The organism is Serratia sp. Z4 (assembly GCF_009900725.1).
In the GTDB taxonomy this organism is placed as follows: domain Bacteria; phylum Pseudomonadota; class Gammaproteobacteria; order Enterobacterales; family Enterobacteriaceae; genus Serratia; species Serratia nematodiphila.
Genome location: NZ_JAAABD010000003.1, coordinates 372,701 through 393,802 on the forward strand (window position 1 = coordinate 372,701; position 21,102 = coordinate 393,802).

A 21,102-nucleotide genomic window follows, 5' to 3' on the forward strand; every position below is an offset into this window, starting at 1 on the left:
GGGCCGAAGGTTACAAAACTTTGCTTAGAAACGCCTGCGTGCGCGGATTGGCCGGCTGGCTGAAGATCTGCTGCGGCGCACCCTCCTCCTGAATGATCCCCTGATCGATAAACAGCACCCGGTCGGCCACCTCGCGGGCAAAGCCCATCTCATGCGTCACCACCACCATGGTCATGCCCTCGTGGGCCAGTGATTTCATCACCGCCAACACTTCGCCCACCAGCTCAGGATCGAGCGCGGAGGTCGGTTCATCGAACAACATGATCTTTGGCTCCATCGCCAGCGCGCGGGCGATCGCTACCCGCTGCTGCTGGCCGCCTGACAGGCTGTTGGGGTAGGCGTCGATCTTGTCGAGCAGGCCGACCTTGAGCAGCAGCTGTTCTGCTTGCGCGATGGCTTCGGCGCGCGGCTGTTTCTTCACGCTCACCGGCGCCATAATGATGTTTTCCAACACCGTCATGTGCGGGAACAGATTGAAACGCTGGAACACCATGCCCACGCTTTCCCGCATTTTGTTCAGGTCGGTTTTCTGATCGTGGACGGCGAAGCCGTTCACCTCGATCTCGCCGCCGGAGAGCGTTTCCAGCGCGTTGATGCAGCGCAGGAAGGTGCTTTTGCCCGAGCCGGAGGGGCCGATGACACACACCACTTCGTTGGCGGCTATCCGGCAGGAAATGCCGCGCAGCACGTGGCTTTCGCCGAACTGTTTTTGCAGGTTATGTACGCGAATCACTTTTACCGAACCTCTTTTCCATATGCTGCACCAGCAGCGAGAGCAGGAAGGTGATGACCCAATAGACCAGCGAAATGGTCAGATAGGGCTCCCAGTAGGTGGCGTAGGCGCCGGAGACGGTACGGGCGGCATAGGCCAGATCCGCCAGGCCGATGGCGGAGGCCAGCGACGAATCCTTGACGATGGCGATGGCGTTGTTGCCCAGCGGCGGCAGCATGCGGCGGAAGGCCTGCGGCAGGATCACCTGGCGCATGGTCTTGCCATAGCTCATGCCCAGCGAGCGTGAGGCTTCCATCTGGCCGCGGTCGATAGACTGGATCCCGGCGCGGAAGATTTCCGACACATAGGCACCGGCGTTGAGTGTGATCGCCACCACGCAGGAGAGAAAGGCGCCGTAGTCGGCGCGCAGCGCGCGAGCGAAATCGACGCTCATCAGACCGCTGGTGACCAGCAGGCCGTCGCGCGGATTGATGAACAACGGCACCAGCGCGAAGTGCACCACCATGATCTGCACGAACAGTGGCGTGCCGCGAAAGGCGCTGATGTAGATGCGTACCGGCCACTGAACGCCGTAATGCAGGATGGGTTTCCAGATGCCGTGCGGCGCCTGCGCCAAACGGCCCAGCCCGAGGATCAAGCCCCAGGTGGTGCCCAGCAGCACGCAGATAATGGTGCATTTGATGGTCATCCAGGCGCCTTCCATAAACAGCGGCGCGTATTCCTGGATGATCTCCCAGCGGAAGTTCAAGGGGTATTCCTTCTTGGTAGGCTGAAACGGTGGTGCGCCGACGCCCTTGCGGGCGCCGGCGACAGGGGATTATTCCGCCGGCAGCGTCGGTACGTTGCTGTCGAACCAGGTTTGGTAGATCTTGGCGTAGGTGCCGTCGGCGACGATTTTCTTCAGGCCGGCGTTGATCTTGTTGCGCAGCTCATCGTTGCCTTTGGCGACGGCGATGCCGAAATACTGGCGCTCGAACTTGGCGTCGGGCACCAGCTTGAAGGCTTTCTCAGGGTGGGTCTTGATATAGAACTTGGCCACGCCGACGTCGCCGACCGCCGCGCCGATGCCGTCTTCATACAGCTCCTGCAGCATCAGCGGGGTATTGTCGAAGCGCTTGATGGCGGTACTGTTTTTACCCAGCGCGTCGGACACCACGATGTCGCCGGTGCTGGAGTTCACCACGCCGACCTTCAGCGCTTTCAGCGCGGCGATGGAGTCCACCTTCGAGTCTTGCGGCACCACGATAGCCTGCTCAGCCGGGAAGTAAGGCGCAGAGAAATCAACCATCTGCTTGCGCTTATCGGTGATGGTGATGCCGGAAATGATGATATCGCGATCGCCGGAGTTCAGTGTGGCGAAGATCCCTTCCCACGGCGTATTGATCAGTTTGATTTGGAAGCCTTCGGCCTTGGCCACCGCCTTGATGATGTCGATGTCGAAACCTTCCAGCTGCTTTTGGCTGTTTTCAAATTCGAATGGCCGATAGGTGCCGCCGGAGCCGACGACGTAGGTGGGTTCAGCCGCCAACGCAGCGATGGAGAAGGTGGCGGCCAGGCAGGCGCCGATCAGAACTAAACGTTTTAACATCGCGATCCCCGATAATGAATGGTTATATATTGGAATTATTTATGCACTATGAGTGCATAAAAATAAGCTTCAATGAATGAAAGTGCAACCGCTGCATGACGATTATTCTCTCTATGGTGTTAAATATTCACTTTTTGCTTTGCTGTGGCGTAAGCGATGTGTCAGGAAGCGGTGATGCAGTGATTCTTGCTGCATAATGGAGGTAGGACAGTGTGTGTCTCATTGGAAAACGCGGCGCGTGCGCCGAGCTAAAGGGGCGTTTTTTGCCGCTTTCGCAGCGGAATTAGGCGATAAACACGGGAACCCTTCATCCGTATTCTGAATTTGGCGTTGAAATGCCGCTCTCAGTGTGGAGTCCAACGAGAAGTTGTGGGATGATTGGTCGGTTTTTCAGGGGGCGGAGATGGGAAAACTTACGCTGCTATTGCTGGCATTGCTCGGTTGGTTACAGTATTCACTGTGGCTGGGCAAAAATGGTATTCACGATTACGTGCGGGTCAATGAAGACGTTGCGGTCCAGCAGGGCAACAACGCCAAGTTGAAAGCGCGTAACGATCAGCTGTTTGCCGAAATCGATGATTTGAACGGCGGACAGGAAGCGATCGAAGAGCGTGCGCGTAATGAGCTGGGCATGATCAAGCCCGGTGAGACTTTCTATCGTCTGGTTCCTGACCAATCCAGGCGCAACGCGGCGTCTTCTTCGCAAAACAACGCACAAAAATAACGCATGAATCACTCCGCAGGTACCTTTCCCTCGGTGATTGCCGTCCTGCCCGCTGCCGGTATCGGCAGCCGCATGCAGGCGGAATGCCCGAAGCAATATTTAACCATCGGCCGGCACAGCATCGTCGAACACGCCATCCACGCCCTGTTGCGCCACCCGCGCATTGAACGGGTGATCGTGGCGATCGGCCCGGAAGATCGTCAGTTCGAACGGCTGCCCATCGCTCAGGATCCGCGGGTGACCGTCACCGAGGGCGGCAAACAGCGCGCCGATTCGGTGATGGCCGGGTTGAAACTGGCGGGTGATGCGGACTGGGTGTTGGTGCACGACGCCGCGCGCCCCTGCCTGCACGCCGACGATCTCGAGCGCCTGCTGGCGATCACCGCACACAGCAAGGTGGGCGGCATTCTCGCCGCGCCGGTGCGCGACACCATGAAGCGCGCCGAACCCGGCCGCGACACCATCGCCCACACCGTTGAACGGCAGGATCTGTGGCATGCGCTGACGCCGCAGCTGTTTCCGCTGCCGCTGCTCAAGCAGTGCCTGCAGCGCGCGCTGGATGAAGGCGCGAACGTCACCGACGAAGCCTCGGCGCTGGAACATTGCGGCTATCATCCGCTGCTGATCGCCGGCCGGGCGGACAACATTAAAGTAACGCGGCCGGAGGATTTGGCGCTGGCGGCGTTCTATTTGACCCAGTTAGACAATTAAGGAGCGCATCATGCGTATCGGTCACGGTTTTGATGTACATAAATTCGGCGGCGAAGGCCCGTTGGTGATCGGCGGTGTTCGCATCCCTTACGACAAAGGCTTGCTGGCCCACTCCGACGGTGACGTCGCGCTGCATGCCGCCACCGACGCCCTGTTGGGGGCGGCGGCGCTGGGCGACATCGGCAAACTGTTCCCCGATACCGATCCGGCCTTCAAAGGCGCCGACAGCCGCGAGCTGCTGCGCGAAGCCTGGAAACGCATCCGCGCCAAAGGTTACCGCCTCGGTAACCTCGATATCACCATCATCGCTCAGGCGCCGAAAATGGCGCCGCACATCCCGCAGATGCGCGTCTTCCTGGCGGAAGACCTGCAGTGCCATATGGATGACGTCAACGTGAAGGCCACTACCACCGAACAGCTCGGTTTCACCGGGCGCGGCGAGGGCATCGCCTGCGAAGCGGTCGCCTTGCTGATCAAGGAATAACCGCATGGATATGGCGAATCTGACCTGGCTGCATGGCCGGCCGCAGAGTTCCGGGGTGTTGAAAGCCAATCCGGAAGATTTTGTGGTGGTCGAAGATCTGGGCTTTGCGCCGGACGGTGAAGGTGAGCACGTGCTGGTAAATATCCGTAAAAACGGCTGCAATACCCAGTTCGTGGCCGACTATCTGGCGCGCTTCGCCGGTATTCACGCCCGTTCCGTCAGCTATGCCGGTTTGAAGGATCGCCACGCGGTGACCGAACAGTGGTTCTGCCTGCATATGCCGGGTAAGGACACGCCGGATTTCTCCCGGTTTACGCTGGAAGGCTGCGAGGTGCTCTCGTTCGCCCGCCACCTGCGCAAAATGCGCATCGGCAATCTGAAGGGCAACCACTTTACGCTGGTGCTGCGCCAGATTTCCGATCGGCAGGACGTGGAACGTCGCCTGCAGGCCATCGCCGCGCAGGGCGTGCCAAACTATTTCGGCAGCCAACGCTTCGGCCGCGGCGGCAACAACCTGGTGATGGCGCGCCGCTGGGCGAACGACGAAATTCGTGTCAAAGAGCGCAGTAAGCGCAGCTTCTACCTGTCCGCCAGCCGCAGCGCGCTGTTCAATCTGATCGCGAGCCAACGCCTGGCTGACGGGCTGCAGCGCACCGTGCTGGAAGGGGATGCCCTGCAGCTGAGTGGGCGCGGCAGCTGGTTCGTCGCCAAAGCCGATGAGCTGGAGACGTTGCAGCAACGGCTGGATGCCGGCGAGCTGGCGATCACGGCTCCCTTGCCGGGCGACGGTGAGCCAGGCACCGCCGGCCAAGCCTTGGCTTTTGAACAACAATGCTTGGCGGAACAACCGGAATTGCTTACGCTTTTAAAGCGCGAGCGTATCGAACCCGCTCGCCGGGCCCTGCTGTTGCAGCCGCAAAATTTGCAGTGGAACTGGTGGGATGACGTTACCGTGGAACTGCGCTTCTGGCTGCCGGCGGGCAGCTTTGCTACCAGCGTGGTTCGCGAGATCATGCAGCAGGATAACAGTGATGCGGATATTGCTGAGTAACGATGACGGCGTCAGCGCCCCGGGCATTCAGGTGCTGGCGGCGGCGCTGCGGGAATTCGCCGAAGTGCAGGTCGTGGCACCGGATCGTAACCGCAGCGGCTCTTCCAATGCTTTAACGCTGGAGTCGCCGTTGCGCACGCAGACGCTGGCCAACGGGGATATTGCGGTGTTGCAAGGGACGCCGACCGACTGCGTTTACCTTGGCGTCAACGCGTTGATGCGCCCGGCGCCCGATATCGTGGTATCCGGCATTAACGCCGGGCCGAATTTGGGCGACGACGTTATCTATTCCGGCACCGTCGCGGCGGCGATGGAGGGCCGGCACCTGGGGTTGCCTGCCTTGGCGGTGTCGCTGAACGGCCACCGGCACTACGCGACCGCAGCCGCCATTACCTGCCGCATCCTGCGCGCGCTGCAGCGCGAACCGCTACGTACCGGAAAAATTCTGAATATTAACGTGCCGGATCTGCCGCTGGCTGAGATCAAAGGCCTGCGCGTTACCCGCTGCGGCAGCCGCCATCCCGCCGACAAGGTCTTCTGCCAGCAGGATCCGCGCGGACAAAATATCTACTGGATCGGGCCGCCTGGTGATAAATTTGATGCCGGGCCGGATACCGACTTTGCGGCGGTGGAACAAGGCTATGTGGCGATAACGCCGCTGCAGGTGGATTTAACCGCCTACGCGGCGCAAGAAGTCGTGAAAACATGGTTAACCAAGGCAGAGGTTAGCGGGGAATGGTGAATAAGCGCATGCAAACATTGCTGACGCAGCTGCGGCAGCAGGGGATCCGAGACGAAAAGCTGCTGCGGGCGATCGAGGCGGTGCCGCGCGAGCGTTTTGTTGATGAAGCGCTGGATCATAAGGCCTACGAAAACACCGCATTGCCGATCGGTTCCGGTCAGACCATTTCCCAGCCTTATATGGTGGCGCGGATGACCGAGCTGCTGAATCTGAAACCTACCTCAAGGGTGCTGGAGATCGGTACTGGTTCCGGTTATCAAACCGCTATCCTGGCGCATCTGGTGCAACACGTTTGTTCCGTCGAACGCATCAAGGGGCTGCAGTGGCAGGCCAAGCGCCGCCTGAAACAGCTCGATCTTCACAATGTTTCCACCCGCCATGGCGATGGCTGGCAGGGTTGGGCGTCGCGCGGCCCGTTCGATGCGATCATCGTCACTGCCGCGCCGCCGGAGATCCCGCAGGCACTGGTGGAGCAGCTGGACGACGGCGGCATTTTGGTGTTGCCGGTGGGCGAGCAGGCCCAAACCCTCAAACGCATTCAGCGTCATGGCAACGATTTCGTTGTCGATGCGGTAGAGGCGGTGCGCTTTGTGCCGTTGGTGAAAGGCGAATTGGCCTAGCGATTGTCTGAATTTTCGACCGTCTGCAAAATCTGTTGCACTTTCATCATGGCCGGATAAGGTTTTCTCGTTCCAATCAGGCTAATTTTCACTAGAATTGGCCTTTCTACGTAGTTGTCTTATGGTGCGGCAACGCCAATGTGGTTAGCATTGGCGCGCGTTTTGATGCTCCGGCGCGAGATGACCTGGCGTTCAGGGATCGGCCGGCGGCGCCTTTACATCGCAGAAACTGGGAAGTGGCAAAAGCTCGGCTACGATGTAAAGGGTATTTTGGATATATCACTGATATTGCTGTCATGGGGGAAGCATGAGCACGGGAAGCCCAATGATTACGTTACGCCGGGTAGCGGTGTGTACGATGGTAAGTTTGTGGTTGGCGGGTTGTACGAATACGGCCTCGACGTCGGCTCCTATCAGCAGCGTGGGGGGCGGCGGTGCCGCTCCATCCGGCAATAATAATGGCGGAGTGCAGCAGGCCAGCCCAGAGGGCCGCATTGTCTATAACCGCAGTTATAACGCCATCCCTAAAGGGAGCTACAGCGGCGGCGAAACTTATACGGTCAAGCGCGGCGATACGCTGTTTTATATCGCCTGGATCACCGGCAATGATTTCCGCGACCTGGCGCAGCGCAACAATATTCCCGAGCCATACAGCCTGAATGTTGGCCAAACCATTCAGCTTGGTAATGGTTCCGCCAACGGCGGCGGCGGCATGTTGGCGACGACAGATGCGACCAAAGGCGGTGTTCCGAAGCCACCTTCCAGCTCCCAGATCCAGACGGCAACGGTTGATTCTCAATCAACTAACGCGTATTCTGAAAACTCGGGTAAACAGAATGTAGGTAAGATGTTACCTGCAGCAGGTGCCGCAGCGGTTGGGACCGCGACTGCGCCTGTTACCGCGCCGGAAGCCGCTCCGCCTGTGAGCAGCACCGTCAGCAACAGCGCTCCGGTCAGTACCTGGAGATGGCCGACTGACGGTAAGGTTATTGATAACTTTTCCTCATCAGAAGGTGGGAATAAGGGTGTCGATATCGCCGGTTCCCGTGGGCAGCCTATCTTCGCTACCGCCGATGGCCGCGTAGTGTATGCAGGCAACGCTTTACGGGGTTACGGTAATCTAATCATCATCAAACATAATGATGATTACCTGAGCGCCTACGCTCATAACGACACAATGCTGGTCCGGGAACAACAAGAAGTGAAGGCGGGTCAAAAAATAGCCACCATGGGTAGCACCGGTACCAGTTCAGTACGTTTGCATTTTGAAATTCGTTACAAGGGGAAATCCGTAAACCCGCTGCGTTATCTTCCGCAGCGATAGATTGGGCAGAATACGCTGAGATTCTGCTCGCGGTATCACGGGTAGGAGCAGCATATGAGCCAAAATACGCTGAAAGTTAACGAGTTACATGATGATGCGGATTTCGACGAGAATGGAGCTGAGGCCGAGTCGTTTGATGAAAAAGCGCTGGTAGAAGAAGAGACCAGCGAGAACGATTTAGCGGAAGAAGAGCTGTTGTCTCAAGGCGTTACGCAACGCGTATTGGATGCGACGCAGCTCTATCTGGGTGAGATCGGTTATTCACCTCTGCTGACCGCAGAGGAAGAAGTCTATTTTGCGCGGCGTGCTCTGCGCGGTGACGTGCCGTCCCGCCGCCGCATGATTGAAAGCAACCTGCGGCTGGTGGTGAAAATCGCCCGCCGCTACAGCAACCGCGGTCTGGCGCTGCTGGATCTGATCGAAGAGGGTAACCTCGGTCTGATTCGCGCAGTGGAAAAATTCGACCCGGAACGCGGCTTCCGCTTCTCCACTTATGCAACCTGGTGGATCCGTCAGACGATTGAACGGGCGATCATGAACCAAACCCGTACCATTCGTTTGCCTATCCATATCGTCAAAGAACTGAATGTCTATCTGCGCACCGCGCGCGAGCTTTCCCACAAGCTGGATCATGAACCGAGCGCTGAAGAAATTGCCGAGCAACTCGACAAGCCGGTGGATGACGTCAGCCGCATGCTGCGCCTGAATGAGCGCATCACCTCGGTGGATACGCCGCTGGGTGGGGATTCGGAGAAAGCGCTGCTGGACATTCTGGCCGACGAGAAGGACAACGGGCCTGAAGACACCACGCAAGATGACGATATGAAGCAAAGCATCGTCAAATGGCTGTTCGAACTGAACGCCAAACAGCGTGAAGTGTTGGCGCGTCGTTTCGGCCTGCTGGGCTATGAAGCGGCGACGCTGGAAGACGTAGGCCGGGAGATTGGCCTGACGCGCGAGCGCGTCCGTCAGATTCAGGTAGAAGGTCTGCGCCGTCTGCGTGAGATTTTGCAGATGCAGGGCCTGAGCATTGAGGCGCTGTTCCGCGAATAACGCCGGTTGTTGAACCGCATCAAATAAAAACGGTGAGCATGATGCTCACCGTTTTTTTATGCCCGCGTTTGGCGCCAGACTACACCATATTTTTCAGCCGGTAGATCCATTCCAGCGCCTGTCGTGGCGACAAGGAATCCGGATCAAGCGCCTCCAGGGCTTCTACCGCCGGCGAGGTCTCTTCCTGCAGCAGCGTCATCTGAGTGGCATCGACGCTGCCCGATGCGGTGTGGCTGGAGATGGATTCCAGCTCGCGCAGTTTCTGACGGGCGCGTTTGATGACGTCGCGCGGCACGCCGGCCAGTGCGGCGACCGCCAGGCCATAGCTTTTGCTGGCGGCACCGTCTTGCACGCTGTGCATGAAGGCGATGGTGTCGCCGTGTTCAAGCGCATCCAGATGCACGTTGACCACGCCTTCCATCTTCTCCGGCAGGGTCGTCAGCTCGAAGTAGTGGGTGGCGAACAGCGTCATCGCCTTGATGCGGTTGGCCAGGTTCTCGGCGCAGGCCCAGGCCAGCGACAGGCCGTCGTAGGTGGAGGTGCCGCGGCCGATTTCATCCATTAACACCAGGCTGTGCTCGGTGGCGTTGTGCAGAATGTTGGCGGTTTCGGTCATCTCCACCATGAAGGTGGAGCGGCCGGAAGCCAGATCGTCCGCCGCGCCGACGCGGGTGAAGATGCGATCCACCGGGCCGATGGTGGCCTTGGTGGCCGGCACGTAGCTGCCGATGTGCGCCATCAGCACGATCAGCGCCGTTTGCCGCATATAGGTGCTTTTACCGCCCATATTCGGACCGGTTATGATCAGCATGCGGCGCTGCGGCGACAGGGTGAGCGGGTTGGAGATAAACGGCTCGCTCAGCACCTGCTCCACCACCGGATGGCGGCCTTCGGTAATGCGGATCCCCGGCTGCTCGCTCATGGTCGGGCAAGCGTAGTTCAGGGTATCGGCGCGCTCGGCCAGGTTGGCCAGCACGTCCAGCTCGGCCAGCGCGGCGGCGCTTTGTTGCAGTTCCGCCAGGTGCGGCAGCAGCAGATCGAACAGCTCGTCGTACAGGCTTTTCTCGATCGCCAGCGCCTTACCCTTGGAGGTGAGCACTTTGTCTTCGTACTCTTTCAGTTCCGGGATGATGTAGCGCTCGGCGTTTTTCAGCGTCTGACGGCGTACATAGTGGATCGGCACCAGGTGGCTTTGACCGCGGCTGACCTGAATGTAATAGCCGTGTACGCCGTTGAAGCCGACCTTGAGCGTATCCAGACCCAGCTTTTCACGCTCGCGGATCTCCAGCCGATCGAGGTAGTCGCTGGCGCCGTCGGCCAGGGCCCGCCACTCGTCCAGTTCGCTGTTGTAACCGGGGGCGATCACGCCGCCGTCGCGCACCAGCACCGGCGGTGATTCAATGACCGCGCGTTCCAGCAGCTCGCGCAGTTCGTCAAACTGGCCCACCTGCGACAGCAGCTGCTGCACGTGCGGCGTTTTCACATCCTGCAGCAGCGCGCGGATGTCCGGCAGTTGCTGGAAAGCATGGCGCATGCGCGCCAGATCGCGCGGCCGGGCGGTGCGCAGCGCCAAACGCGCCAAAATACGTTCCTGATCGCCTACCTGACGCAGCGAAGGCTGCAGATCCGCGAACAGTTCCTGCAATGCGCCGATCGCCTGCTGGCGGGCGGTCAGCACCTTGATGTCGCGGGTCGGCATGTGCAGCCAGCGTTTCAGCATGCGGCTGCCCATCGGCGTGACCGTACGGTCGAGGATCGCCGCCAGCGTGTTGTCGCTGCCGCCGGACAGGCTCTGCGTCAGCTCCAGGTTGCGGCGGGTGGCGGCATCCATGATGATGCCGTCCTGCTGGCGTTCCATGGTGATGCCGCGAATGTGCGGCAGCGAAGTGCGTTGGGTATCTTTGACGTACTGCAGCAGACAGCCGGCGGCGCGCAGCGCCTGGTACGCCTGTTCGACGCCGAAGCCGGTCAAGTCGCGGGTGCCGAACTGCAGGTTGAGCTGTTGGCGTGCGGTCTCAAGCTCGAATTCCCACAGCGGGCGGCGGCGCAGGCCGTGGCGCTGTTCGATCAGCGCCATGTGTTCGAAGGTTTCCGGATAGAGCAGCTCGGCCGGATTGGTGCGCTGCAGCTCGGCGGCCATGGTTTCCAGATCCTGCGGCTCGGCGACGCGGAAGCGGCCGGAGCTGATGTCCAGCGTGGCGTAGCCGAAGCCGCGCGCATCCTGCCAGATCGCCGCCAGCAGGTTGTCCTGGCGTTCTTGCAGCAGCGCTTCGTCGGTGATGGTGCCGGGGGTGACGATACGCACCACTTTGCGTTCGACCGGCCCTTTGCTGGTGGCCGGATCGCCGATCTGCTCGCAGATGGCGACGGACTCGCCGAGCTGCACCAGCTTGGCCAGGTAGTTCTCCACTGCGTGGTGCGGCACGCCGGCCATCGGGATCGGTTCGCCCGCCGAGGCGCCGCGTTTGGTCAGCGAGATATCCAGCAGTTGGGAAGCGCGCTTGGCGTCGTCGTAAAATAGCTCGTAGAAGTCGCCCATGCGGTAGAACAGCAGGATTTCAGGATGCTGGGCCTTGAGGCGCAGGTACTGCTGCATCATCGGCGTGTGCGAATCGAGTTTATCGGTGCTATTCATGCGATTATTTTTCCAATCCATTGAATGTAAAGGGAACTGTGATTTTCATTGTCGTCATTCGCTATCACATTGTTTCAGCAGGCGCCACCCCATTCAGCGCTTGGCGGGCGGCGCAAATCAAGTCATCAAAACGCCAAACGGCGTGTTCAAACCCAAGGTTTGCACAGACGCTTATACTAGCCCAGCGGGCAATCGGCTGTCACAGGTAAAAATGGGAAGCGCTGCGCAAGGCCGGTTTGCAACGAAGCGAGATTGTCGTTCGCCTGCGGGCAACAACGCAAGTGTCGCCGCCCGCTGAGGCGGCGTAGAGGTTATTGTGCGGCGGTGAGAGGCAAGGGCAGTTGATAGAGGCGGAAACTGTCGGGCACTTCGGTTTCATGGCCGGGCAGCAGGCGGTGGCGGATGCGCGATTCGCTGACGAAGGCGCAGCCTTGCGGAGTGATAGTCAGGTTGACCGGCGATTCCATGCCTTCGCGCAAGACCTCAATCCGGTGCATGCCTGCCGCCTTGGGTGACGGGATCCGCAGGATCCGCCCCTGGCCGCTCTGGATCCCGTTTTCCAGCACGATCAGCGCGCCGTCCGGTGCCAATCCCATTCCGTCCGGGTTTTCGATGAGGCGCGGCAGCTGCATTTCCGTCAGCTGCGGCTTTGGAGCGTTATAACTGAGGGTGTAGAGCTTACCGGTACCGAAATTGGCGACAGCCATCAGCCGATCGTCGAGCAGCACGATGCCGGCGGCGCCCAGCCCGCTGGGGGCCGCCAACCGCGCATCCTGAAACAGCGTACGGAATGCCGTCTCGCCCGGCCGCAGGCGCAGGATGCCGCCGCCGCGGGTTTCCGTCACATACACCGTACCGTCTGCGCCGAGTACGATATCGTTGCCCATTTCGCCCGCCGGCAGCGCCAGGCTGCGGTTGAGCGTGCCATCGGCGACGTTCAGCGCATAGATGCGGTTGGCGCGCGTTTTGCCGCCGGAGAGGAAGTCCGGCGAATTGCCCCACAGCAGCCCACGTTTTTCGTCCAGCCGCAGCGCGTTTGAGGCGAACACCGTGTCAGCGCTGGGGAAAAAGGTTTCCCACGCTTGACCCGGCCGCTTGCGCAGCACGTTGCCGCTGGTGACAAAGCCGACATACAGCGTACCGTCCGTCGCACGGGCGATGCCGTTGGGGTAAAGTGCGCCAGGCGGCAGCGTCATGCTGTTTGCGGCGCAGTCTGCGCTGGCGGCAGCCTGCACCGGAGCGCTAAGGGGGAATGCGGCAGCGAGGGCGAGCAACACCGCTCGTGCGGTAAGCGCATATGACATGTCTTCTCTCCTGGAATGACGGAAAAGGGGCTACCAGCGATCGGGGCGGACAGCGTGCGCCATTGGCGCCTCCAGCGCGGCCACATCTTCCGGTGATAGCCTGAGGTCGAGCGCAGCCAGCGCATCCTGCAGATGATGTGGCTTGGACATGCCCACCAGCGGCGACGCCACGCCGGGTTTGGCCAACAGCCAGGCCAGCGCGATTTGCGCTGGTGGAACGCTGCGCGCGGCCGCCACCTCCGCGACCGCCGCGACGGTGCGTTCTACCTCGTTTCTGCCGCCGTACCAACGGGGCGCCTGTTCGTCGGTGGCGGCGCGCAGCGTGCCGCCGCTGCCGGAGCCGGCCAGCACGCCGCGGGCCAGCGGCGACCAGGGGGTCAGACCAAGACCTTCCTCCAGGCACAGCGGGATCAGCTCCTCTTCATCTTCACGCGTCACCAGGTTGTATTGGCTTTGCAGCGAAATAAACGGCGCCAGGCGGTGCTGACGTTGAAAGGCCAGCATTTTCATCAGGCGCCAGGCGTGCAGCGAGGAGGCGCCGAGATAGCGGATCTTGCCCGCCCGCACCAGGCCATCGAGGGTGTCGGCGGTTTCTTCGATCGGCGTTTCGGTGTCGAAGCGGTGCAGCACGAACAGATCGAGGTAATCCGTTCCCAGCCGCTGCAAGGAGGCGTCGACGCTGTGCAGCAGGTGCTTGCGTGATAGCCCCCGGCTGTTCGGCTGCGCGTCCATTGGAAAGTAGGCCTTGGTGGCGATCACCACGTCTTCACGGCGGGCGAACGCCCTCAGCGCGCGGCCGAGAATGCGCTCGCTTTCTCCGCCGGAGTAAATGTTGGCGGTATCGAAAAAATTGATACCCGCCTCCAGCGCCTCGCGGATAAAGGGGCGCGCTTCATCTTCCTTCAGCACCCAGGGCCGCCAGGCCGGATCGCCGTAGGTCATGCAACCCAGGCAGAGGCGGGACACCTTCAGGCCGCTGTCGCCAAGCTGAACGTAGTTCATGGCGTCGCCTCCTCAACGCATGCCGGCGATGGTGTAACCGCCGTCCACCAGCAGGCTTTGGCCGGTGATGAAGCGAGCTTCGTCCGTCGCCAGCCACAGCGCCACATCGCCGATGTCTTCCGATTCACCCAGGCGGCCGGCGGGCGTATGGGCGATAAAGGGCGTGAAGGCCGCGCTGTCAGCCACGCTGCCGCGTGCCATCGGCGTGTCGATGATGCCGGGGTTGATGTTGTTGACGCGGATGCCCTGGCCGCTGTACTCGAGCGCCACCGCGCGGATCATCGCATCGAGCGCGCCCTTGCTGGCGGAGTAGCTGGATGAGCCGGCCAGCGCGCCGTGGGTCAGCCAGGAGGAGGTGTTGATGATCACGCCGCCCGAGCGCTGAGCCAGGAAGGTTTCAATCTCATATTTCATCGCCAGCCAGACGCCCCTGAGGTTAATGGCGATAACCCGGTCAAAATCCTCGCTGGTCTGCTCGGTGATGGGGGCGAAGTTGCCGATGATGCCGGCGTTGTTGAAGGCGACGTCGAGCCGGCCGTAATGGGCGGTCACCGTGGCGATCAGTTGGCGGATATCGCCTTCCTGAGAGACGTCGGCCACGATGGGCAGGGCGTCGCCGCCGGCCAGCGCGATGTCGCGCGCCGTGGCTTCGATTTCCGCCGCGCGTCGGCCGGCCAGCGCGACTTTGGCGCCTTCGCGGGCATAGGCCAGCGCGGCGGCGCGGCCGATGCCGGTGCCGCCGCCGCTCACCAGTACGACTTTGTCCGCCAGACGGCGCGGCGTTTCATGAGTTGGAGCTGTAACATTAATCATCGTATCGATACCTGGTAATGGGGTCGATCGCAATGCTATGTTGTTAGATGACGGATAACTATCCGCTAAAAATTCATCTCACTATTAGATAATTTATATCAATAGCATGAAAAAACCTGAACTGTCCGGCCTGGCGGCCTTCGTGGCTATCGCCAGTGAACGCAGCTTCCGCCGCGCCGCTGCCCGATTGGGCGTGACGCCGCCGACGCTGACCCACACCCTGCGCGAATTGGAAGCGCAGGTGGGCATTCGCCTGCTAAACCGCACCACCCGCAACGTCTCGCCGACGGAGGCCGGTGAGCATCTGCTGGCACAGCTGGTGCCCGCTTTTACCGACATCGACGCCGCGCTGGAGAGCCTGAATGTGTTTCGCGAAGGGCCGCGCGGCCTGGTGCGCATCAACGCGCCGCGTTCGGCCATCGATCTTGCCATCGTGCCGCATCTGGAGCGGTTGGCCTGCGAGTACCCCGGCATTACGCTGGAAGTGGTGGCGGACGAGGGGTTTGCCAACATTGTCGAACAGGGCTTTGACGCCGGTATTAGGCTCGGCGAGGATCTGCACAACGATATGCGCGCGGTGCGTCTGACGCCGGATCTGCGTTTCGCCATCGTCGCCACGCCGGACTATTTTCAACGGCACGGCGAACCGACGCATCCACAGGATTTGCTGCAGCACCGCTGCATCGGTTGGCGCAAGGCCTCTTCGGGCGAGCGCTACAAATGGGCATTTCAGCAGGGCCAGCAGCGGTTTTCCGTGGCGGTTAACAGCCCGTTGATACTCGATGACGGCAGGATGATGGTGCAGGCGGCGCTGGCGCACGTCGGCATCGCTTTCGCCATCGAACAAGAGGTAGAAGAACACCTGGCGAGCGGGCGGCTGCGGCGGGTGTTGGCCGACTGGTGCGCGCCGTTTACCGGTTTTTACCTCTATTACCCCAACCGCAGGAATCATTCCGTGGCGCTGAGCACGGTGATCGAGTTGCTGCGTCTGCCCACCTAATCCTCTTCACCGGCTATCGCGTTCGGATGGCTGTAGGTGAATCAAGCTTGAACTATTTTTATTCCCTTTTCGTTTGTTCAGGCGCAAATAAACCCTTAAATTCTCGGTGAGTTTGTAACTTGCTGTTTATAATTGTTATTTGAATATTTATTACGAATATTCCGAGTTTTTATCGGTTATTTGAGAGCCCGGTCACACTATTTTTTTGTGCGAAATGTGAAGGGGGTCAATCCGTCAGGTCAATGAGAGACGGTTATGTCTCCTCCTGGCTTACCGATCCGTTTTTCATGCTCCGTATACTGTCCGTAACCAGGGCAACGTGACGGAAATTTTCATAAGGAATGTGCGTGAAGCAATCGTGATTGCATCTGGCATACAAATAACACGGGGTTTTTTTGATTATCTGAGGTGCTTGGTATGGAAAAGAAAAAAATCTATCTGTTTTGTTCTGCCGGTATGTCCACTTCCCTGTTGGTATCAAAAATGAAGGCGCAGGCCGAGAAATATGAAGTGCCGGTGATCATCGCCGCCTATCCGGAAGCGCTGGCTGCGGAGAAAGGCGTTGAGGCGGATCTGATCCTGCTGGGGCCGCAGATCGCCTACACCTTGCCGGAAGTGCAAAAACAGCTGCCCAACAAACCTGTGGAAGTCATCGATCCGCTGCTGTACGGCAAGGTCGATGGGCTGGGCGTGCTGAAGGCCGCGGTGGCCGCTATCAAGAAAGCCAATCAATAACAGGAGGCCGCCGTGAATACCCTCATTGCCTCGCTCGAGAAGGTTATCCTGCCTTTCGCCGTAAAAATCGGTAAGCAGCCCCACGTCAACGCCATCAAGAATGGCTTTATCCGCCTGATGCCGCTGACCTTGACCGGGGCGATGTTCGTGTTGATCAACAACGTGTTCCTGAGCTTCGGCGAAGGATCGTTCTTCTATTCGCTGGGCGTAAGGTTGGATGCCTCTACCATCGAGACGCTGAATAGTCTGAAGAGCATCGGCGGCAGCGTTTACAACGGCACGCTGGGGATCATGTCCCTGATGACGCCGTTCTTTATCAGCATGGCGTTGGCGGAAGAGCGAAAGGTCGATCCGCTCGCTTCGGCGCTGCTGGCGGTGGCGGCCTTTATGACCGTCACACCGTTCAATGTCGGCGAGGCCTATGCGGTGGGGGCCAACTGGTTGGGCGGCGCCAACATCATTTCCGGTATGGTGATTGGGCTGGTGGTGGCCGAGATGTTTGCCTTCATCGTGCGGCGCAACTGGGTGATTAGCCTGCCGGACAGCGTGCCGGCTTCGGTGTCGCGTTCCTTCTCGGCGCTGATCCCCGGTTTCATCATCCTCTCCATCATGGGGCTGGTGGCGTTCGCGCTGGCGCACTGGGGCACCAACTTCCACCAGATCATCATGGACGGCATTTCGGCGCCGCTGGCCAAGATGGGCAGCGTGGTGGGCTGGGTGTACGTACTGTTCTCCTCGCTGCTGTGGTTCTTTGGGGTGCACGGTTCCATGGCGCTGGCGGCCCTGGACAGCGGCATCATGACGCCGTTCGCGCTGGAAAACGTGGAGCTGTACAACAAATACGGTTCGGTCGAAGCGGCGGTGGCCGCCGGAAAAGAGTTCCACATGTGGGCGAAACCGTTCGTCGACTCCTACATCTACCTCGGCGGCACCGGCTCGACGCTGGGCTTGATCATCGCCATCTTCATCGCCTCGCGCCGCGAAGATTACCGCCAGGTCGCCAAACTGGCGACGCCATCCGGCATCTTCCAGATCAACGAACCGATACTGTTCGGCCTGCCGGTGATCATGAACCCGGTGATGTTCATTCCGTTCATCCTGGTGCAGCCGGTGCTGACCATTATCACCTCCCTGGCCTACTACTCCGGGCTGATCCCGCCGATCACCAACATCGCACCCTGGACCATGCCGGTCGGCCTGGGGGCGTTCTTCAACACCAACGGCAGCATCATGGCCATGTTGCTGAGCCTGTTCAACCTGGCGGTCGCCACCGTGATCTATCTGCCGTTCGTGGCGATCTCCAACAAGGCGCAGAGCCAGATCGACGCGGCGACGGAAAGCGAAGAAGACATCGCCAAGGCGCTGAAATTCTAACTGTGGAACGGGGCGGTGTGGCCGCCCCGCGAGGGACGCGAGTATGGAATATCAATTTGCCGACGGGTTCTGGTGGGGCAGCGCCACCTCCGCGCCACAGTCTGAAGGGGCGGCCGCGCGGGACGGCAAGAGCCGCAACATCTTCGACTATTGGTACGAGATCGCGCCCGAGCGCTTTCACGAGCGGGTGGGCCCGACCGAAGCCTCGACCTTTTACGACCATTTCCGCACCGATATCGGGCTGCTCAAAACGCTGGGCCACAATACCTTTAGAACGTCGATCTCGTGGTCGCGGCTGATCCCGGACGGCGACGGTGAAGTGAACCCGCAGGCGGTGGCGTTCTATAACGCGATGATCGACGAGCTGCTGGCGCAGGGCATCACCCCGTTTATCAATCTCTATCACTTCGATATGCCGCTGTGCATGCAACAGCGCGGCGGTTGGGAAAGCCGGGCAGTGGTCGAAGCCTATGCGCGTTACGCCGATACCTGTTTCGGCCTGTTTGGCGATCGGGTCACCCACTGGTTCACCTTCAACGAGCCGATCGTGCCGGTTGAAGCCGGTTACCTGAATGACCTGCACTACCCTTGCGTGGTGGACTTCAAACGGGCGGTCACCGTGGCGTATCACAGCGTACTGGCGCACGCCATGGCGGTGCAGCGTTTCAGAGCGCGGGGGCTGCCGGGGAGCATCGGCATCATTCTAAATCTGAGCCCGACCTATCCGCGCTCCGACGCGCCGGAGGATCGGCAGGCGGCACACGACGCCGATCTGCTGCTCAATCGCAGTTTCCTCGATCCGGTCGCCAAAGGGCGTTACCCGGCCGCATTGTTGCACCTGCTGGAGCGGCATGGGCTGATGCCCTACTGCGAACCGCAGGACGCGCAGCTGATCGAAGGCGGCGTGGTGGATATCCTTGGCGTCAACTATTACCAGCCGCGCAGGGTGCAGGCGAAAGAGGGACGGCGCACCGAGGGGCCGATCGCATCGCCGGAGGATTTGTTCAGTTACTATGCAATGCCGGGCCGCAAAATCAATCCGCACCGCGGCTGGGAGATCTATGAGAAGGGGCTGTACGACATCCTGATGGATCTGAAAGAGAACTACGGCAATCTGCCCTGTTATATTTCGGAAAACGGCATGGGCGTCGAGGGCGAAGAAGCGTTTATCGGCGCCGATGGGCGGGTGGAGGACGATTACCGCATCGACTTTATTCGCGAGCACCTGAAGTGGCTGCACCGCGCGCTGGCGGAAGGCTCGCAGTGCAAGGGCTATCATCTGTGGACCTTTATCGATTGCTGGTCCTGGCTGAATGCCTACAAGAATCGTTATGGGCTGGTGCGGCTGGATCGGGCGGATCAGCGGCGCACCATCAAAAAAAGCGGTTACTGGTTTGCCGAGGCGGCCAGACGCAACGGATTTGACTAACGGGAGGCCGGCGCCGTGTCCGATAACCGAATTTCGCTGAGTGCCAACGACGTGAAGCTGATTCGCGAGCAGGATTTCTTTAACTGCAAAGACTTTCACCTGTTCATCTACAACAAGGTGGAAAGCGCCACCGGGCTGCATCAGCACGACTATTACGAGTTCACCATCGTGCTGAGCGGCAAATGCTATCAGGAGATCAACGGCAAGCGGGTGCTGCTGGAGCGCGGGGATTTCGTCTTTATCCCTATCGGTTCCTACCACCAGAGCTTTTACGAGTTCGGCGCGACGAAAATCTTCAACGTGGCGGTCAGCAAAGCGTTCTTTGAAGAACATTACTTGCAACAGCTGCCGCGTTGCTTTGTCGCCTCGCAGGCCTACAGCCTGAGAAGCGAGTTTTTGGCCTATATCGAATCGGTGGTGAGTTCGCCGCAGTTTCGCGAGGATGATTTCGCCGAGTTTCTCGAAACGCTGACCTTCTATGTGATAAGCCGCATTCGTCACCATAAAGAAGAAAACGACGGCGGCGATGATATCCCGCAGTGGCTGAAGAACACCCTGGCCGGCATGCATGACAAGGCGATGTTCGGCGAAAAGGCGTTGGCGAACATGGTGGCGCTGTCGGGGAAAACCCAGGAGTACCTGACCCGGGCGATGCGGCGCTACTACCAGAAGACGCCGATGCAGGTGATCAATGAGATCCGCATCAACTTCGCCAAGACGCAGCTGGAGGTCACCAACTATTCGGTCTCTGACATCGCCTTCGATTCCGGCTATGGCGACGTCAGCTTGTTCATTAAAAACTTCAAGCGGCTCACCGACGTGACCCCAGGCAACTACCGAAAAAAGTGTTACGGCCCTCTTTAGGGCCGCTCCCGATCAGTATCAACGCCGATATGCCGATGAGCTTCAGGGCGCCGGTCGGTTAATCATTTGATTTTTACCTTAACGAGGGGGAATGCCGCGCCGAGCGGTCGGCCTTCCCTTGCCAAAAATCCATCCCGCGGGAGCCTCTATGGAAAAACTACTGATCGTGAATGCCGATGATTTCGGCCTGAGCAAAGGGCAGAACTATGGCGTCATCGAGGCGTATCAGCATGGCGTCGTTTCCTCCACCACGGCGATGGTGAACGGCGGCGGCGCGCAGCACGCGGCGGCGCTCAGCCGGCAATATCCGGGGTTGCCGATTGGGCTGCATTTCGTTTTGACCCATGGCAAGCCGCTGGGCGCCATGCCTTCGCTGGTCAACGAACATGGCGAACTGGGCAAATGGCTGTGGCGCCGCGCCGAGGCCGGCGAGCTGCAGCTGGACGAAATTCACGAGGAGCTGCAGCGCCAGTTCACGCGCTTCGTGACGCTGTTCGGCCGGCCGCCGACGCATATCGACAGCCACCACCATGTGCATATGCAGCCGCAAATTTATCCGCTGGTGGAGGCGTTCGCGCAAGCGCAGGGTCTGCCGCTGCGTCTCGATCGCGAAGAGGCGAAACGGCGTGGCATCACGCTGCATGCCCCCTATAGCACTGACGCTTTTGACGCGGGATTCTACGGTGAGACGATTTCCGAAACGTTGTTCCTGCAAAGGTTGGCGCGCGCCGACGAGCAGGGCGCAGAATCATTGGAAATGATGTGCCACCCGGCGTTCCTCGACGCGACGATCCTGCAGAGCCAATACTGCCATCCGCGCCTCGTCGAGCTGGATGTGTTGACCGCGCCGACGCTGAAAGCGGCGATCGCCGAACGCGGTTTTCTGTTGGGCTCCTTCCAGGATCTGTAACGCCGC

General features: G+C 60.0%; 21 protein-coding genes. 14 read left to right on the top strand and 7 right to left on the bottom strand.

Features of this window, described 5'->3' with window-relative positions:
* Positions 1–10: 10 nt before the first annotated feature.
* The 3 genes from GT753_RS15650 to GT753_RS15660 all read right to left on the bottom strand — a co-directional run bounded on the left by GT753_RS15650 (position 11) and on the right by GT753_RS15660 (position 2,321).
* Positions 11–733, bottom strand: a complete 723-nt coding sequence (locus GT753_RS15650; RefSeq protein ID WP_004932608.1) for an amino acid ABC transporter ATP-binding protein — start codon at positions 731–733, stop codon at positions 11–13.
* Positions 717–1,436 (bottom strand): amino acid ABC transporter permease, encoded by a 720-nt coding sequence (locus GT753_RS15655; protein WP_042706788.1) that lies wholly within the window; start codon positions 1,434–1,436, stop codon positions 717–719. The genes GT753_RS15650 and GT753_RS15655 overlap by 17 nt, the downstream gene beginning before the upstream one ends.
* A 114-nt stretch (positions 1,437–1,550) precedes the next feature.
* A complete protein-coding gene (locus GT753_RS15660) occupies positions 1,551–2,321 on the bottom strand; it encodes a basic amino acid ABC transporter substrate-binding protein (RefSeq protein ID WP_033631812.1) in 771 nt (256 codons plus the stop codon).
* A 403-nt stretch (positions 2,322–2,724) separates the two neighbouring features.
* On the opposite strand from GT753_RS15660, the gene ftsB reads away from it, so the two are divergent.
* From ftsB to rpoS, 8 genes are all read left to right on the top strand, one after another.
* On the top strand, positions 2,725–3,045 hold the full coding sequence (gene ftsB, locus GT753_RS15665; protein ID WP_016929043.1) for a cell division protein FtsB: 321 nt from the start codon (positions 2,725–2,727) through the stop codon (positions 3,043–3,045).
* 3 nt (positions 3,046–3,048) lie between these two features.
* The gene (ispD, locus tag GT753_RS15670; RefSeq protein WP_004932598.1) at positions 3,049–3,756 is read left to right on the top strand and encodes a 2-C-methyl-D-erythritol 4-phosphate cytidylyltransferase; all 708 of its coding nucleotides are present in this window, start codon (positions 3,049–3,051) and stop codon (positions 3,754–3,756) included.
* Positions 3,757–3,766: 10 nt separating this feature from the next.
* Positions 3,767–4,240, top strand: coding sequence for a 2-C-methyl-D-erythritol 2,4-cyclodiphosphate synthase (gene ispF / locus GT753_RS15675; protein ID WP_004932594.1), 474 nt, complete (start codon positions 3,767–3,769; stop codon positions 4,238–4,240).
* A gap of 4 nt (positions 4,241–4,244) precedes the next feature.
* A complete protein-coding gene (gene truD / locus GT753_RS15680) occupies positions 4,245–5,291 on the top strand; it encodes a tRNA pseudouridine(13) synthase TruD (RefSeq protein ID WP_015376690.1) in 1,047 nt (348 codons plus the stop codon).
* Positions 5,272–6,033 carry a 5'/3'-nucleotidase SurE gene (surE, locus tag GT753_RS15685; protein WP_033631815.1) on the top strand — a complete coding sequence of 254 codons (762 nt, stop codon included), beginning with the start codon at positions 5,272–5,274 and terminating at the stop codon, positions 6,031–6,033. Before truD ends, surE begins: the two co-directional genes overlap by 20 nt.
* Positions 6,027–6,653: a protein-L-isoaspartate(D-aspartate) O-methyltransferase gene (locus GT753_RS15690; RefSeq protein WP_004932585.1), complete on the top strand. Its 627-nt coding sequence runs from the start codon at positions 6,027–6,029 to the stop codon at positions 6,651–6,653. Before surE ends, GT753_RS15690 begins: the two co-directional genes overlap by 7 nt.
* Before the next feature lie 325 nt (positions 6,654–6,978).
* On the top strand, positions 6,979–7,977 hold the full coding sequence (gene nlpD / locus GT753_RS15695; protein ID WP_015376692.1) for a murein hydrolase activator NlpD: 999 nt from the start codon (positions 6,979–6,981) through the stop codon (positions 7,975–7,977).
* Positions 7,978–8,031: 54 nt separating this feature from the next.
* The gene (gene rpoS, locus GT753_RS15700; RefSeq protein ID WP_004932578.1) at positions 8,032–9,030 is read left to right on the top strand and encodes an RNA polymerase sigma factor RpoS; all 999 of its coding nucleotides are present in this window, start codon (positions 8,032–8,034) and stop codon (positions 9,028–9,030) included.
* A 79-nt stretch (positions 9,031–9,109) separates the two neighbouring features.
* Here the strand turns inward: rpoS and mutS are convergent, their stop codons facing one another.
* From mutS to GT753_RS15720, 4 genes are all read right to left on the bottom strand, one after another.
* Complete coding sequence (gene mutS, locus GT753_RS15705) at positions 9,110–11,665, bottom strand: DNA mismatch repair protein MutS (protein WP_160125748.1); 2,556 nt, start codon at positions 11,663–11,665, stop codon at positions 9,110–9,112.
* A 311-nt stretch (positions 11,666–11,976) separates the two neighbouring features.
* Complete coding sequence (locus tag GT753_RS15710) at positions 11,977–12,969, bottom strand: hypothetical protein (protein ID WP_230857974.1); 993 nt, start codon at positions 12,967–12,969, stop codon at positions 11,977–11,979.
* Between the two features lie 30 nt (positions 12,970–12,999).
* A complete protein-coding gene (locus tag GT753_RS15715) occupies positions 13,000–13,971 on the bottom strand; it encodes an aldo/keto reductase (RefSeq protein WP_160125749.1) in 972 nt (323 codons plus the stop codon).
* A 12-nt stretch (positions 13,972–13,983) separates the two neighbouring features.
* Positions 13,984–14,784 (bottom strand): SDR family NAD(P)-dependent oxidoreductase, encoded by an 801-nt coding sequence (locus GT753_RS15720; protein WP_174242146.1) that lies wholly within the window; start codon positions 14,782–14,784, stop codon positions 13,984–13,986.
* Between the two features lie 106 nt (positions 14,785–14,890).
* Between GT753_RS15720 and GT753_RS15725 the strand changes: the two genes are divergently transcribed.
* From GT753_RS15725 to chbG, 6 genes are all read left to right on the top strand, one after another.
* The gene (locus GT753_RS15725; protein WP_015376695.1) at positions 14,891–15,784 is read left to right on the top strand and encodes a LysR family transcriptional regulator; all 894 of its coding nucleotides are present in this window, start codon (positions 14,891–14,893) and stop codon (positions 15,782–15,784) included.
* A gap of 417 nt (positions 15,785–16,201) precedes the next feature.
* Positions 16,202–16,519, top strand: coding sequence for a PTS sugar transporter subunit IIB (locus GT753_RS15730; protein ID WP_004932561.1), 318 nt, complete (start codon positions 16,202–16,204; stop codon positions 16,517–16,519).
* 12 nt (positions 16,520–16,531) lie between these two features.
* The gene (chbC, locus tag GT753_RS15735) at positions 16,532–17,893 is read left to right on the top strand and encodes a PTS N,N'-diacetylchitobiose transporter subunit IIC (RefSeq protein WP_004932557.1); all 1,362 of its coding nucleotides are present in this window, start codon (positions 16,532–16,534) and stop codon (positions 17,891–17,893) included.
* Positions 17,894–17,936: 43 nt separating this feature from the next.
* A complete protein-coding gene (locus GT753_RS15740) occupies positions 17,937–19,322 on the top strand; it encodes a glycoside hydrolase family 1 protein (RefSeq protein ID WP_075686334.1) in 1,386 nt (461 codons plus the stop codon).
* 15 nt (positions 19,323–19,337) lie between these two features.
* Complete coding sequence (gene chbR / locus GT753_RS15745; protein ID WP_015376697.1) at positions 19,338–20,186, top strand: transcriptional regulator ChbR; 849 nt, start codon at positions 19,338–19,340, stop codon at positions 20,184–20,186.
* A 148-nt stretch (positions 20,187–20,334) separates the two neighbouring features.
* Positions 20,335–21,096, top strand: coding sequence for a chitin disaccharide deacetylase (chbG, locus tag GT753_RS15750; RefSeq protein WP_021505307.1), 762 nt, complete (start codon positions 20,335–20,337; stop codon positions 21,094–21,096).
* The last annotated feature ends 6 nt before the right edge of the window (positions 21,097–21,102 follow it).

Coding starts and splice junctions, on each gene's coding strand:
- GT753_RS15655 (WP_042706788.1), bottom strand. CDS start 1,436: ATGGAAGGCGCCTGGATGACCATCAAATGCACCATTATCTGCGTGCTG.
- GT753_RS15660 (WP_033631812.1), bottom strand. CDS start 2,321: ATGTTAAAACGTTTAGTTCTGATCGGCGCCTGCCTGGCCGCCACCTTC.
- ftsB (WP_016929043.1), top strand. CDS start 2,725: ATGGGAAAACTTACGCTGCTATTGCTGGCATTGCTCGGTTGGTTACAG.
- ispD (WP_004932598.1), top strand. CDS start 3,049: ATGAATCACTCCGCAGGTACCTTTCCCTCGGTGATTGCCGTCCTGCCC.
- ispF (WP_004932594.1), top strand. CDS start 3,767: ATGCGTATCGGTCACGGTTTTGATGTACATAAATTCGGCGGCGAAGGC.
- truD (WP_015376690.1), top strand. CDS start 4,245: ATGGATATGGCGAATCTGACCTGGCTGCATGGCCGGCCGCAGAGTTCC.
- surE (WP_033631815.1), top strand. CDS start 5,272: ATGCGGATATTGCTGAGTAACGATGACGGCGTCAGCGCCCCGGGCATT.
- GT753_RS15690 (WP_004932585.1), top strand. CDS start 6,027: ATGGTGAATAAGCGCATGCAAACATTGCTGACGCAGCTGCGGCAGCAG.
- nlpD (WP_015376692.1), top strand. CDS start 6,979: ATGATTACGTTACGCCGGGTAGCGGTGTGTACGATGGTAAGTTTGTGG.
- rpoS (WP_004932578.1), top strand. CDS start 8,032: ATGAGCCAAAATACGCTGAAAGTTAACGAGTTACATGATGATGCGGAT.
- mutS (WP_160125748.1), bottom strand. CDS start 11,665: ATGAATAGCACCGATAAACTCGATTCGCACACGCCGATGATGCAGCAG.
- GT753_RS15710 (WP_230857974.1), bottom strand. CDS start 12,969: ATGTCATATGCGCTTACCGCACGAGCGGTGTTGCTCGCCCTCGCTGCC.
- GT753_RS15715 (WP_160125749.1), bottom strand. CDS start 13,971: ATGAACTACGTTCAGCTTGGCGACAGCGGCCTGAAGGTGTCCCGCCTC.
- GT753_RS15720 (WP_174242146.1), bottom strand. CDS start 14,784: ATGATTAATGTTACAGCTCCAACTCATGAAACGCCGCGCCGTCTGGCG.
- GT753_RS15725 (WP_015376695.1), top strand. CDS start 14,891: ATGAAAAAACCTGAACTGTCCGGCCTGGCGGCCTTCGTGGCTATCGCC.
- GT753_RS15730 (WP_004932561.1), top strand. CDS start 16,202: ATGGAAAAGAAAAAAATCTATCTGTTTTGTTCTGCCGGTATGTCCACT.
- GT753_RS15740 (WP_075686334.1), top strand. CDS start 17,937: ATGGAATATCAATTTGCCGACGGGTTCTGGTGGGGCAGCGCCACCTCC.
- chbG (WP_021505307.1), top strand. CDS start 20,335: ATGGAAAAACTACTGATCGTGAATGCCGATGATTTCGGCCTGAGCAAA.